The organism is Salmonella sp. 32010601201800023SM (assembly GCF_017572235.1).
In the GTDB taxonomy this organism is placed as follows: domain Bacteria; phylum Pseudomonadota; class Gammaproteobacteria; order Enterobacterales; family Enterobacteriaceae; genus Salmonella; species Salmonella enterica.
In genome coordinates this window covers 1230893-1244147 of sequence record NZ_JAGEQS010000001.1, presented here as the reverse complement: position 1 = coordinate 1244147, position 13255 = coordinate 1230893, and the positions used below count along the sequence as shown (strand labels likewise).

Here is a 13255-nt window from a genome sequence, read left to right as displayed (position 1 = left end):
CCCTCCTGACGTCCAGGAGCATTGACGAGTGTACTGCTTTTCATGTTGTCTTCGCACCTGGTTGATTTTTTTTCTGCGCCTCGATCCACTGATCAACGGCTTCTCTGTTGTATATGCATTCGCTCGAAGGCTTCGGATTTCCGTCTGGTGAAATGTGCAGGTACTCGCGGCCCAGCATCCAGGATTCTTTTCTGGCGCGGGTAATGGTTCCGGGCTTAAGCCCGGTAACCGCAATCAGAACTTTTTCGCTAACCCACTTGTTTGGCGTCAGTTGGATAATGTTGCTCATCGTTTTCTCCAGTGGCCCCGCAGCGGGCCATCGCTAATATTCAGTTTGCCTGTGCTGGCAGATTTCTAAGTTTCCGGACGCCGATCATTGCGGTGGCTACGTAGCTGGTGGCCCGGTTAACTACTTCAACAGGCACCTTTACGCCATCCACTACAACGGTGTAATTGGTAACGTGCTTTTGTCTGCCGTAATCGCCGAACTTTTCATGATGCGCCGCCAGTGCAACATCACATGCGCGACGGCCCAATGGCGATTGCTTACTGCGATTTATTAGGCGCATAAAACCTCCTCAGGCGGGAGGGCGTAACCCCTCCCGATGCAATTAGCCGATGTATTCCGGTTTCATATCGTCCAGGGTGACGCGGTACTTATCGTGCAGTTCGTCGCCAAGATGACGTTTAGCAGCGCCAAGCGTGCTTTCAGCTTTAGCAAACATCTCTGCGGCTTCCGGTTCGCCAGGGTTTGGAATTGAGTTGATCACTGCCTCGACTTTGTTCTGTGCATCGACCTGGTAATAGCGCTTCACTGCTTTGTTTTTTAATTCGGTGAACAGCGCAGTACCCAGCAACGCTTTCTGTGATTCTATATCCGCACGGATTGCTTTTGCCTGATCAACGGAACTTGCTGTATCAATGCGTTCGCGAAGATCGTCGGCAACAGCATCAACGTTAGCTGCCGACTCCTGCGCGCTGGTCCTGGTGCTAACCTCGCTGGTGATTTCCTGTACGCTCATGCGCTGGACTGGAGCAGGGTTAATCTCGCGTTCTTCTCGTTGCTCAACCTCATCAGGGCTGTACACGCCGAGGATCACTTCCGGGCAGTACAGGCGAGCCCAATATTTAACGCCCAGATAGGCAATTTGCTGTTTAGGGTTTGAAACCCATAGCGGAGAATTGCGGGTAACAACGCCGGAGAGGTAAAGAGGTTCTCCCCAGGTGATTTCAGATTCACCTCGCAGAATGGCACCAACCTGAACGAACAGGCCGATCTCGTCCTCATCTGTCCAGCCACGAACGCGCTCAGTGACGGTGTACTTCCCATTTTTACCGTTTTTATCGCGTGTGATTTCCTGTGTCCTGGTGCAGCGCTCCCAGTCACCCCCATAGCGGTAATGAAAACGGCCATGAATGGCACTGGAGCTTGCGATTACTGCGTTGACCAGTTGTGCCTCGTAACCAAGAACACCGTTAACCAGGTGTGTTTTCTGAGCCACAGCGTAAGGGTTCATGCCCCATTGCATAGCCTGCATGACGATAGCCATACAGTCGGCTGGTTTCCCTGCAAGGTGTGCCGGTACCGTCACCTGTGAGTCTGCCATCAGGTTAGCGAAAGCTGTTAACTGACCCAGTGCCTGAACGTTAAAAATTGCGTTACTGGCAGAAATGGTGTTTGGTGCCTGCTGCTCAGTGGTAACAATATTTGTGTTTTCCATGATTTTCCCCTTATGCCTGTACGCGCAACGCTTCAAGGCGGCGCACATCAAAATCGTTCAGTTCGTCGGTGTAGTCTTCTGTGATAGGCGCTGACCATTCACCAGTGTCGAAGCCGTTTGCTATCTCTCGCATTGTTTTGCGGTATTCCAGCATGCCAAGTTCCAGCAACTCGGTAGACGCCTCAATGATGGCGACCCAGTGGTAGTTCTCGTCTTTGTTGACGAAAATCCAGAAAAACTGGTCCAGCGCCGCAGTTTCGCAGTACATGGCCGCGCTCAGGTGATAGTCCCGATCGATGATTTCCCGGTGCAACTTCGCACGCAGGCCTTCCTGCTTGATGTTCCACATGCTGATAGTTTTCAGGTCGGCGCCAATGCGCAGGCCGCCCATATCGAGCTCAAGGTCAGGGCGTACCCGAACTTCCAACCCGGTTTCCTCATCAATCCCAAAATAGCTAACCTCGACAGCGCGGCTTGGGTGAGTCAGCAATTTGCCGGCGGTCGGGTGCTCCAGCAGGGCTTTCTGAATGTTCAGCGCGGTGCTGAGCTGTTGGCGGGTGACCAGCACTTTCCCTTCGGTGTTCTCCCGCCACGCATCCAGCAATTCGTCGGCGAATACCACTGCCGGGTTGACTGATTTCACGGCCTGAATCAGATCGGCCTTCGTGCCAGAGACTTTCAACGGCGACGATTTTTGCGCTTCCTGAGCGACCAGGTCAGGGTTGATTATTGCCAGTTGCTCCAGCAGCGCGTCACGGCTGCCGCTGGTTTTAACCGGCGCGGGCAGGGTGGCGTTGTACTCTTTGATGCAGGCTTTCATCGCCGTGGCTGTATGTTTGGTGCCGTTTTCAATGCGCTGGAATTCTTCGGGAAGCTGCTCATACGATGCATAGGTTTCATCTACCGAAGCTCCAAGCGGCATCTGCGACGGCAGGGTGGCGTTGTACTCTTCCAGCAGCGCTTTGATATCGTCAGCACTCAGCAGCGCTGGCAGGCTGGCGTTGTGCGCGTCGATGAACTCGCGCAGGGTGGCGGTGGTGGTGAAAGCACCCTCAGGGATCTCCGGCTCTACGCTGAACTCCGCTTCGAGGTTTTCCGGCTGTAGAGCCAGAACATGTACCAGGTTGCCCATATCAAGCACTGGAGAGCGCTCTTTGACGATAGTCTTCTCTACGTGACGCGCGTTAAAGTACATCAGCGACACGCGAGCATCTTTCACCTGAGTTGAGCTGATCCCGTTGGCGGCGTGGTAAACCTCGTTTGGTACACCTTCATAGCGGCCCGGCTCGAAGTATTCCGGCCAGGCTGCTTCTGGCTCTTCTTGTTGCGATTCCGGTACGTTTTGTTGCGCCTCAGGTTCAGATTGGCTCACAGAATCGTTGTTCTGGTGCGTCTCAGCCTGATTCTGGTTCTCTACGGTAACTGCTTCTTTACCAGTACCCAGATCGCCTTCGCCTGCCTGCACCGCATCACCAGCCTGTTTTTCATCACTGTCAGCTTCTTGAACCTGCACATTGCTGGTGATCTCCGGATTCGTTTCTGTGCCATGAGTTGATGAGTTCTGCATTAAAGCGGACACGTCGAAAATACCGTTGCCAACATTTTTAACCAGTTCAGGTTCGGTGGTCGGCTGGCTTGTCCCGGTCTTCACCCATTTTGGGTCGTTCGGGTCGCTGATGCCCTCGACGTATTCACCGCGTGCGGCTGCCAGTTGTTTACCAACATCAACCGGGCTTTTGGGTGGAATGTTTTTACGTGCTTCGTACAGTTCTGCCCGTATTTTCTGGTAGCCTGCTTCTGTCTGGCTTACAGGTGGCTCATTCTCCAGCGGCTGCGGGTCCGGATGATGTTCAGTTGTGTCCTGTTCCACTGCTTCAGGCGTTGCTGGTTCATCTGCCAGTTCGCCTGCCGGTTGTGGTTTTTCTTCATCACACTGAAATCTCCCTGCCTCAATATCCCGCAGACATTTACCCGCCTGACGAAGCCTTGCCGCATTTTCTTCATGGGTTGTTGGGGTGTTATCAGGCGCATATTCGTACCAGTCCGGATCGCGAACACCATGAACGGCAAGAAAGCTTTCGCACCACGTCCGGCGAAGATCAGGATTACCGTTATGTACGGCCTTTGGCGCTTTGCGTACCAGGTCAATAATGGTCTGTCGGTCGTAGCCTTTGATGTCGGGGATAATGCCCACTGTCATCGACATTCGCTTCCAGTCTTCCCGGTCTTCGGCGATGATACGTTTTGCAAAATCCATTGCAGGACGCAGGTTATTCAGATCCAGCTCCTCACAGAAACCACAGGCGAGCTCATAGTTAATCGTTCTGTGTGTCGGTTTTTCGCTACGGCGTGGACGCTCTGGCTTATTTACGTCGTCGACAATTACTTTATGTGGCCCGGTTTTTTTAACGGGTGCAGGTTTATTCTTCAGGCGTTCAGCCCATTCCTTAACCAGCAGGCCGCGGTTAATGTGTTCAGCACTGAACCATTCCTTAAAAAACTTAATAGTGGTGCATAACTCAGGCACTTTTCCATCGACAGGAAATACCTGTTTATACGCATTCACTGCTTTGTGAATATCGTGCTCGATAGCTTTTTTGAACGGCTCTACATTTTCTGCGGCGAGTATCAGGTTCTGGACATATGAATTATCGGTGTCCATTTCGAGACGTAGAATTTCTTTTTTCTGGGAGGCGTCGACGTGATAAAGATACTCACCTTCACCTATGTGCTGAGCAAGAACGCGGTGACGGAGGGGCATAGTTGCGACAACAGTCAGCTCGGGGGCTGGGGCTTTTGCCGGGGAAGGGCTGTTGCTTTCGTTACCAAAATTTTCGTTGTGGTCTTCCAGCACTTCGCCTGTTTCGGTATCAACACCGTCGACGATATGCTGGCGCGCCGCGGCGGCGGCTTCAGATGATGGCAGGGTGACGCCGGGGATTTGCGTCCAGGTCATATTGTCTTTAGCGAGTTGATAGTAATCGCAGAAAGTGAGGCTCAGTTCGCCTTCCGGCGGCAGCTCGTTAACGACAGGGAAATTAGTAGCGACAGCTTTGAAATAATCTTTCAGCTTCGCACCGGATTTAATCAGAAGATAATCCAGTGTTGCATTTGCCGCTTCAAAATCATCACTGCACCAGAGTACAGCGTCTTTCTGGCCTGATGATTTCTTTGCTTTGCGGACTAAAAATACAGGATTAGTTCCACTCATTGTTTTGTCCTCAATTCGTGTAGAATGGAGGTGCCTTAACAGCACCCCGATATATCTGGTTGTTAGGTCCGGTTCGCTTTGGTCGGTTGGACCGGACAGGGCACGCCCGCTTCGGTGGGCGTTTTCTTAATGGATGGTCTGATAAAATTTTTCTGAGTAATCAATCTTGTAACTTCGGTAATTACCAAACCCTGCTTGTTCTCCATCACTTACCTTGACTGTGAGCAGCGAAATGGCTTCTACAGCACAATGAGGACAGTCGAACTTTCCGAGTACATATCCACCGTCGAGAATCACAGTAGTTTCGCCAGTTGAATTTGAGTGAATAACGCCTGAGACTCTCTTTTCGCAATTGAATAAAGCAATGCTCTTATTAACTGCTTTCAGGTTCATTTCGATTTTTACGATTTCCATAATTTCTCCAGTCTTAAATTCAGGGTGTATGAAGCCACGCCAAATTAATGGCGAATTTTTCATTTCATATTTCGGATCTACTATTTAACTTTCGTGCGCCATCTGGTCGTATTCAGCACACTGCCTGGAACAATATTCCTTTTCTTTGCGCGCCAGTTGCGAGCCGTTGCGATAGAGAAGTGTGTTTTTTACTTCTTTGCCTTCATCAATGGATTTGCGGCAGTAACCGCATTGTTTAAGCATCCGGATCTCCTTTCTGCGCCAGCAGGTAGCAGAGGCGGCGGATTAAAACCTCAATCCGGTTGAGCGGGACGGCCTGCTGTCGAGCTGGTTTACGTGCGAAATCAATCATTCTCATCCTCGTGCCTTATCGCCGGCCAGCGGAACGTTTATCACCTTCTGCGCGTTAACTTTTCCACCTCATTCCGGTCTTCGTATGCCCCGGACGGCTACTTCGTGGGCGTCCTGCCTGGGTGGTCGTGTTGATGGAGTAATTAAACACAATGTTTATTTCTATGTCAACATAATGAGTGGTTTTATATAAACAAAAAGTTTATTTTGTTGTGAGGGTTGGTGCAGGTAGTATGTTTTTAGGTCTATTGTATGGTTATAAAACCATCAAAGAGGGCGTTGTTATGGGTTTAGGAATGGATATGGAACGGGATGAGCTATTGGAAGATCGTGCAGCTTTCATCGCTGGCGAGATTGGCGGCGCTGTGGTCGAATTGATAATCGACGGCGTAGTGATTAACCGTGATGCGATCGTTGAACGTCTGGAGGAGAAGCGGAGGAGAGTCGGGAACGTTATTCACAAAGGTGTATTGCGGGACGCGGCTGCTATGGTGAGGAAAGGGCAATAAAAAACCCGGCTCGGTGGCCGGGTATGATTTAGGAGTGTGATTTTTTTCCTAATGTATGCATGAAGTCTATTACATGCAAAATGCTTGAGCTAAAGCTTGGTATTTTTTTGATTCCACCAAAAGCAACTTTTGTCAGGATCGCTACTATGGAAAGAAGTATGGCAATAGCGGCGAAACATATTGATATCACTGGATGACGCTTCATGTTAACCGACACGACGGAGTCCATAACATCCTGAAAGCTAACCTTGTCACCTTTGTTGATTAACTGGTTTGATGGGGCCGGGTGTTTTTCCTTTGTGAGCAACAATACGATAGGGGCAAGGAGGCATACAGTAGGAAAAAACCACCATTTTCCGGCACCTAGATATGAAAAATAAGCCATATCCTTCATTTTGCTTGGGGCAGTATCGTCATTAAGGTAATCAATTGTAATTTTTGACAGTTTCTCTTTTTCATCGAGAGCAGTCGCCCGGCATGTATACCAGTATGCATAAAGAATAAGCGTTGCCGCTACGGCTATAACCATCATTCTCTTCTCATCCTCTCTCGCTCTTTATACTTTTTCCAAGCTGAGGCTACCTTATCATCTAGATCTCGCTCTCTACCACTAAATTTAGTCCAAGTATGTAAGCAATAAAAGGGGAAAGAAAATATAGATATAACAACAAAGTACGCAAGAGTAGGGGATTTATCGTAAATTGATTCCCATAAAAGCCTTACCTGTTTAAGACCCTCAGGTATCCAACTTAAGTCCATTTATCCCCTCACTGCCAGTTATCATAAATCAGTCCGTATCCCCTTTAATCCGCCGCCCCATATACTTCGCGTACAGTTCGTCGAGCTCCTTCAGGCGCAGGGATACGATTCGCAACATGTTCTGTTGTTCTTCTTCGTTTGGTAGTTGATTATAGAGTTCCAATAGTCTCCGTTCGTCGTGTCTCAAACCGTCCTTAGCATCCACGTCCTGACCTAGAACCCACTCAAGACTTACGCCTAGCGCATCGGCAAGTTTTATTGCTGAGCTTTTTCCGATCGCTCCTCTGACAAACCAGTTGTTGACTGATTGTGCGCTCACACCACAGATTCTCGCTATATCCGCTTTGGATATGCGCTTCTTCTCAATGATCTCATTTAACCGCCGAACCTGCGGATTGTCAGTTTGGTGCGTGTTTTTTCTCATATATCGAAATTCTAAACTAAAAGTTTATCTCCTCAACATTCATAATGTTGACTTTATATTAAACATAATGTTTAATTTTGTTTGTAGCTTCTAAGGAGTGGTTTATGAACGCATTAGAAAAAGCCATACAAGTTGCCGGCAATTCTTCAAAGCTGGCAGAAAAGCTCGGTGTTTCGTCAATGACAATTAGTCACTGGAAAAAACGTTACGGTGGTGTTGTACCTAAAGGCCGAGTTTTCCCTATTTTTCATGTAACTGGCATCACCCCACACGAACTTCGCCCTGACATGTATCCAAACCCAACAGATGGATTACCAAACCAAGAGGCATCAGCCAAACAACCATAGAGGATATTTACCCATGGAGAACGCAATTGCACGAAAGTTAGACCCACCAGAAATCAACCCGATTGAGATAGAGAGTGTCCTGCTCAACCGGCTTGCATCAGTAGGGCAGAAATCATACGCCGAGCATATGGGCATCAGCGAGTCGACAGTCAGCAGGCGTAAAGCTGAGGGATATTTCTGCAACATGGCGAAAGAGCTGGCTTTTCTTGGGATTCAGGCCGCGCCACCGGAAGCGGTACTGGTATCCAGAAACTATCTCACAGCCGTAGAGATTCTCGCTGATGCCGGGCTAAAGGCTGAACGAGCCAGGCCGGATGCGCTGGGGTGGGACTGAAAATGGCAGCAACCAAAAAGGCGAAAGCCGCGGTGCTCGAACACCAACGGCTTTCTGGTGGAATTAACTGGATCAATTCACAGGAGTAATTATGGCAAACACTGCCGAAGTAATCAATTTTCCTGTGCCTGACGTGGCACCTAAGGAGCCGCGCGTGGCAGATCTCGATGATGGCTATACGCGCCTGGCAAATGAACTTCTGGATGCCGTGATGTGTTCTGGTTTGCCGGAGACTGAGCTGTGCATCCTGATGGCCGTATGGCGCAAAACGTATGGATACAACAAGAAAATGGACTGGATCAGCAACGAGCAGCTAGAGGAGATGATTCAGAAGCATCATACCCATTGCTCGACAGCAAAAAACAGTCTGATCAGGAAGAAGGTACTGATTCAGGAAGGCCGCAGGGTTGGTATGAATATCCATATTTCCGAGTGGCAAACTAAAAATAACGGATTCTGCAAAACATTAGCCAAACCTGCTAAGAAAACCTTAGCGGAAGTTGCTAACGCACCTAAGCAGAAGTTGCTAACCACAAAAGACAAACTAACAAAAGACAATATTAAAAGATCTACGTCCGAGAATTCTGACGAATCCTCTGACAATCCAGGAAAGAAACCTCATGTTCTAAAACCCGAAGCGGCGATTCAGAGAGGCAACAAGTGGGGAACTGCTGAAGACCTAACTGCTGCCGAGTGGATGTTTGACCTGATAAAAACCATTTCTCCATCAGCCAGAAAACCTAACCTGGCAGGATGGGCTAACGATATACGCCTGATGCGTGAATGTGACGGACGAACACATCGCGACATGTGCGTGCTGTTTCGCTGGGCGTGCCATGACAGCTTCTGGGCTGGCAACGTCATTAGCCCGGCAAAGCTCCGCGAAAAGTGGACTCAACTCGATATCAACCGCAACAAGCAACAGACTGGCACAACTGCCTCTAAGCCAAAACTTGACCTGAATAACACTGACTGGATTTACGGAGTGGAGCTATGAAAAACATTGCTGCGCAGATGGTTAATTTTGACCGTGAGCAGATGCGCCGTATTGCCAACAACATGCCGGAACAGCATGACGATAAGCCGCAAGTTGAGCAGGTCGCTAAGGTCATCAACAACGTGTTTAGCCAGCTTATGGCCGCGTTCCCTGCTACCACGGCTAATCGCAGCCAGGCCGAGATGAACGAAATCCGGCGCCAGTGGGTTCTGGCTTTCCGTGAGAACGACATCACCACCATGGAGCAAGTTGCGGCCGGAATGCGTGTCGCCCGCCGTCAGGAACGTCCGTTTCTTCCGTCTCCAGGCCAGTTCGTCGCATGGTGTAAGGCTGAATTGGCAACTGCTGCCGGGCTTCCTGATGCCAATGAACTGGTCGATATGGTTTACCAGTATTGCCGCACGCGTGGTTTATACCCGGATGCAGAATCATATCCATGGGAATCCAAAGCCCATTACTGGCTTGTCACCACACTGTACTCAAACATGCGAGCTAACGCTCTTAGTGATACCGAGTTGCGCCGCAAGGCAGTCGAAGAACTCAACCACATGGTTACCAGGATAAACCGTGGAGAGGTGATCCCGGAGCCAGTTAAGCAGCTTCCTGTTCTTGGTGGCAGACCACTAAACCGCGCGCAAAACCTCGCGAAGATTGCAGAAATTCGGGCCAAATTCGGACTAAAGGGAGTCAGATCATGATAACTGCATTAGATATTGAAAAAGTAATCACCGATAAAGGGCCAATGAGCAACATCAAAGGTCCGCTTATCAGCAGTCAGCGCTACCTCGACAAGGCAAAGGTAAACGACAGAGCGGCAAGATTTAAGCGTTTTATCGTATCTGTTTACCCGATAGTTCTGCGTGGGCAGCAATACACCATCCTGATGGATGGCCACCACAACTACGCGGCGGCAAAACTTGCTGGCATAGAACCTGATTACCGACCAATCACCAAAAAGGTGCAGCGTATTCTCGGTGAGATGTCAGGGCGCGAGCGCGAGGCATTCTTCATCAACAACGTTACAGACAGCAACTACTACTTTGTTGAAACAGGCGAAGTGGTTCATGAGTTGGTTATGCCTGACACGTCCTGCAAATTCCAGGCGCACGCAGGTAACCAATGGATTTTTGGCGGTGCAGCATGAACATCGACAAACAGGCGCTGTGCATTGAAAACGCATTTGATATCGCAAATCAACTGTATGAACTCGCTAACAATGAAATTGAGTGTGATTTGTTCGCTGTAACCTCAACCAACGAAAACGGCACAGAAATAGAATTTGAACGACCAATAACTGATTTGGCACTGGAAGCCCCCAGCACGATTAATGCACTACTGAATAGACTGGAAGCCGCAGAGAAGCACATAGAGGCCTGGGGAGTTAAGTACATCCCGCTTTCTGGCAACTCTCCGGTAATTCCGGGTGGCTGGATAAGCTGTAGTGAGCGAATGCCTGATATTCAGACCGATGTGTTGATAGCCACTGTGTATGACAATGTTCTGCAAGCGCTATTAATTGCTGACCGGTTTATCGATCCATCGGGAATGGATTTTCATCTGGATGAGGTGATCGGATAGATGCCACTGCCAAACGCGCCGCAGCAGGATATCCTGATGAAATCCAGCAGTTAAGTTCACGCTGGCCAAGTACTAAAATTTAGTAAGAGGGCTATGATAAAATCATGGCTCTCAACAGATGGTTCTAGCAAATTCGAAATGACAAACCCAGACCACATAAAGCTACCAACGGTTAAGCAGTTAATAGCTGTTGCTAAGGAACGCAATATCCCATTAACAGAAGCACAGGCTAAGGCGCTGCTTAAGCGCTGGAAGGTCGACATCGAAAGAAAATCCATTCCTGAGAGTGCAATCCCAGGGAATATGGAAATATTTGAACGCTATGTCGATCCGGGGTTTGTTGTGACAAATTCTTTTTCCAAAACAGCATATTCCATCCCACACAGAAAGAAGAAAGGTGATGTATGACAGCCAGAAACATTGCAAGGCTACCTCAGGAAGAACGCGACAGGACTAACGTTGACCTTGCTGCCTCCGGAGTGGCCTACAAAGAACGTCTGAACATGCCGGTTGTAGCTGAGCAGGTAGCGAGAGAGCAACCAGAACACTGCGAGAGTATTTTATGTAAAGAGTCAGATACTATCGAGGGAAAAGCTTTGAGTGACTAAAAGCGAATAACCCTGTTTATAAAAAGGAAAGGAATAAATGAAGTTTTTGTGTACGTTACTTTTGATAGTCAGTTGTTCTGTTTTTGCGGATAGCAACTCTGATGTAATAGATTTTAAACGAATGACTGAGTCGACATGTTTCAATCCGGCAAACCATGAAGCACAAGAGCTTTGTGAGAAGTCTATTAAGATTATGCTTCTTAATGCTACAGGTATCGGATATTCAGAAGCAGCCTGCACCGCGAAGGCGTTAAAAGACAAGGATAAATGCAAAAAAACTAGCGAAGAGTATATGAAATTAATGAGGTACGGTTTTACTTATAAATAATTTCAAGTTACTTTTACAAGCCCGCCTTGTGCGGGTTATTTATTGCCTGAATTGTGTTTCAGCAGGAAGGGGGCATAAGGGCGAAATGGTAGTGGTTTGGAAACAGTCTAAATGGCAGGGGAATAGGTGGTTTTTCTCAGGTTGAGAACGCCGCTGATCTCCCTGCTAACCACCTGCCGCGTCTGCAACATCACATTAACCATAAGTGGTTGGAGATAATTCCGGTGACTATGAACATATGCTGTGCAGATGAAAGAAACATTCTTTTATCCGATCAGAAATCATCCTTAAACAAAAAAGCGTTAAGAGTATTAAGGGGGACATTAACGCCCAATTTGTATGACAGTTTGGGCGTGAATATTGGAAGAATTAATCAAGTGAAGTATCGTTAAGTTCAAGCTCAAAAGTCCCACCCTTGCGTGGCATGACTTGATCAACCATTTTAATAAACCTGTTCCATCCGTACCCATTGGCGATGGCTAATCGCTGAACCATAATTAAAGAATGCAAATGCTGGGATAGCATAGGGTTGCCGACATCATCAGTAAGCCATTGATGCATTTTGTTTTTTCGCTGTCCATTCATTTGTTTTGGTGTTTTTTTCTCAAGCTCCTGAAGAATAGCGTCGCCGAGACGTTCATACACAAGATCCCTAGTGTAATGGGCAACTACGCTAAACCGATTCTTACTCATACCAGCCCAAGGCCAATTTTTCAGCTTGTAAATATTTTCGTAAAACTCGTCAGGAAATTTTTTAGCCCACGCAGAAAGTTCCTTACTGATTATTTTGTCTAAATAGGCTTGTAAAGCATCTTTAGGACGAATTTCTTGATAGCCTGTCGCCTCATCAACTAGGGCGATAATACCAACTTTTGCAAGTGAACGGACTAAGATTTCTGCTTTTTGAGCTGTATCCATCTGGTTTGCTTTTAGCGCACCATCCTGTCTGGCTTTTAAATAAGCATCGCATACCAGAGGAAGTATTGAAGCATCATACCCCTCAAGCTCAGATCCTGAATTGTCTAAATATCGCTCTCGTTTGATCACCCCCATAAGTTCTTGATTAATATATGGAATAAGGTTAGCGGCATCCATAAACGCAGGTAGTATGATCTCACCATCCAGCGTGGCTCTCACGCCTCGACTTGGTCGCCCTAATGCTTTAAAAACGGATGATTGAGATATTATTCGCTTCCCATTGCTGAGTACAGCTACCTCCAGTTCAGTGTCATTGATTTTTAGAACACCTTCGAGCTGGGTAGAGGGAAGGTTAGTTTTGATCCTTTGCCAGCGCTTGTTGGCCGCAAACTGAGCAACTTCTTTACGTTCATCTGCAGTCATTTTTTCTGCACGAGCTTTTCCACCCTTAGCTTGTGGGGATTCATCTTCAATGGACATAATGGACTCCTTGGATAATTGATGAAGTAATTATCGTTTGAGAAAAATTTATCAGCAAGCATTATTGCAATTTTTGCTTGCTTGTTATCTAGCGGATGACCCTGATGAATGAGGTACTGGTGCGCGCCAGTTTGCCCGAGCTTTGCCAGTCAAAAGAAATCGCTGCCTGAAAACACCATAGTATTCAACCCGCTACGGCGGGTTTATTTTTAACCTGCTGACATAATAATTAGCAATTAGTGCTATTAAACCGTTGATCATTTTTCCGTACAGGTA

Annotated in this window: 18 protein-coding genes and 2 pseudogenes; 10 read left to right on the top strand and 10 right to left on the bottom strand. The window is 47.9% G+C overall.

Features of this window, described 5'->3' with window-relative positions; translation table 11 throughout:
* Positions 1–40 precede the first annotated feature (40 nt).
* The 7 genes and pseudogenes from J4617_RS06385 to J4617_RS22940 form a co-directional block, all read right to left on the bottom strand.
* On the bottom strand, positions 41–289 hold the full coding sequence (locus J4617_RS06385) for an excisionase family protein (protein ID WP_000065276.1): 249 nt from the start codon (positions 287–289) through the stop codon (positions 41–43).
* A gap of 40 nt (positions 290–329) precedes the next feature.
* Positions 330–569 carry a DUF4060 family protein gene (locus J4617_RS06380; RefSeq protein WP_001237031.1) on the bottom strand — a complete coding sequence of 80 codons (240 nt, stop codon included), beginning with the start codon at positions 567–569 and terminating at the stop codon, positions 330–332.
* A gap of 42 nt (positions 570–611) precedes the next feature.
* Positions 612–1769 carry a RecT family recombinase gene (locus J4617_RS06375; protein ID WP_001539618.1) on the bottom strand — a complete coding sequence of 386 codons (1158 nt, stop codon included), beginning with the start codon at positions 1767–1769 and terminating at the stop codon, positions 612–614.
* Positions 1732–4932: a RecE family exodeoxyribonuclease gene (locus J4617_RS06370; RefSeq protein WP_080069463.1), complete on the bottom strand. Its 3201-nt coding sequence runs from the start codon at positions 4930–4932 to the stop codon at positions 1732–1734. The genes J4617_RS06375 and J4617_RS06370 overlap by 38 nt, the downstream gene beginning before the upstream one ends.
* Before the next feature lie 126 nt (positions 4933–5058).
* Positions 5059–5409 (bottom strand): DNA breaking-rejoining protein, encoded by a 351-nt coding sequence (locus tag J4617_RS06365; protein ID WP_080069462.1) that lies wholly within the window; start codon positions 5407–5409, stop codon positions 5059–5061.
* A 21-nt stretch (positions 5410–5430) separates the two neighbouring features.
* A complete protein-coding gene (locus J4617_RS06360) occupies positions 5431–5589 on the bottom strand; it encodes a YdaE family protein (RefSeq protein WP_000917563.1) in 159 nt (52 codons plus the stop codon).
* Positions 5582–5735: pseudogene (locus J4617_RS22940) on the bottom strand (hypothetical protein); the annotation flags it as partial. The gene J4617_RS06360 and the pseudogene J4617_RS22940, both read right to left, overlap by 8 nt.
* A gap of 264 nt (positions 5736–5999) precedes the next feature.
* Here J4617_RS22940 and J4617_RS06355 point away from each other — a divergent pair.
* Positions 6000–6206: a hypothetical protein gene (locus J4617_RS06355; RefSeq protein WP_176204251.1), complete on the top strand. Its 207-nt coding sequence runs from the start codon at positions 6000–6002 to the stop codon at positions 6204–6206.
* A 28-nt stretch (positions 6207–6234) separates the two neighbouring features.
* Here the strand turns inward: J4617_RS06355 and J4617_RS06350 are convergent, their stop codons facing one another.
* Complete coding sequence (locus J4617_RS06350; protein ID WP_023260980.1) at positions 6235–6738, bottom strand: hypothetical protein; 504 nt, start codon at positions 6736–6738, stop codon at positions 6235–6237.
* A gap of 255 nt (positions 6739–6993) precedes the next feature.
* Entirely contained in the window at positions 6994–7389 is a 396-nt protein-coding gene (locus J4617_RS06345) for a helix-turn-helix domain-containing protein (protein ID WP_044596226.1), read from the bottom strand.
* 104 nt (positions 7390–7493) lie between these two features.
* Here J4617_RS06345 and J4617_RS06340 point away from each other — a divergent pair, with 104 nt between their 5' ends.
* From J4617_RS06340 to J4617_RS06300, 9 genes and pseudogenes are all read left to right on the top strand, one after another.
* Positions 7494–7736 carry a YdaS family helix-turn-helix protein gene (locus J4617_RS06340; RefSeq protein ID WP_080069461.1) on the top strand — a complete coding sequence of 81 codons (243 nt, stop codon included), beginning with the start codon at positions 7494–7496 and terminating at the stop codon, positions 7734–7736.
* Complete coding sequence (locus tag J4617_RS06335) at positions 7696–8070, top strand: CII family transcriptional regulator (protein ID WP_072075336.1); 375 nt, start codon at positions 7696–7698, stop codon at positions 8068–8070. Before J4617_RS06340 ends, J4617_RS06335 begins: the two co-directional genes overlap by 41 nt.
* 91 nt (positions 8071–8161) lie before the next feature.
* Positions 8162–9067 (top strand): replication protein, encoded by a 906-nt coding sequence (locus J4617_RS06330; RefSeq protein ID WP_000024047.1) that lies wholly within the window; start codon positions 8162–8164, stop codon positions 9065–9067.
* Positions 9064–9765: a replication protein P gene (locus J4617_RS06325; RefSeq protein WP_000788825.1), complete on the top strand. Its 702-nt coding sequence runs from the start codon at positions 9064–9066 to the stop codon at positions 9763–9765. Before J4617_RS06330 ends, J4617_RS06325 begins: the two co-directional genes overlap by 4 nt.
* Positions 9762–10211: a ParB/RepB/Spo0J family partition protein gene (locus J4617_RS06320; RefSeq protein WP_021000653.1), complete on the top strand. Its 450-nt coding sequence runs from the start codon at positions 9762–9764 to the stop codon at positions 10209–10211. The genes J4617_RS06325 and J4617_RS06320 overlap by 4 nt, the downstream gene beginning before the upstream one ends.
* Entirely contained in the window at positions 10208–10645 is a 438-nt protein-coding gene (locus tag J4617_RS06315; protein ID WP_243770863.1) for a DUF551 domain-containing protein, read from the top strand. Before J4617_RS06320 ends, J4617_RS06315 begins: the two co-directional genes overlap by 4 nt.
* 93 nt (positions 10646–10738) lie before the next feature.
* Positions 10739–11053 carry a hypothetical protein gene (locus tag J4617_RS06310; protein ID WP_080069459.1) on the top strand — a complete coding sequence of 105 codons (315 nt, stop codon included), beginning with the start codon at positions 10739–10741 and terminating at the stop codon, positions 11051–11053.
* Positions 11050–11249 (top strand): annotated as a pseudogene (locus J4617_RS06305) (DNA polymerase III subunit theta). Before J4617_RS06310 ends, J4617_RS06305 begins: the two are co-directional and overlap by 4 nt.
* A gap of 41 nt (positions 11250–11290) precedes the next feature.
* Positions 11291–11581, top strand: a complete 291-nt coding sequence (locus J4617_RS06300) for a hypothetical protein (protein WP_021000650.1) — start codon at positions 11291–11293, stop codon at positions 11579–11581.
* A gap of 369 nt (positions 11582–11950) precedes the next feature.
* Here the strand turns inward: J4617_RS06300 and J4617_RS06295 are convergent, their stop codons facing one another.
* A complete protein-coding gene (locus J4617_RS06295) occupies positions 11951–12979 on the bottom strand; it encodes a P63C domain-containing protein (protein WP_021000649.1) in 1029 nt (342 codons plus the stop codon).
* Positions 12980–13255: the final 276 nt, after the last annotated feature.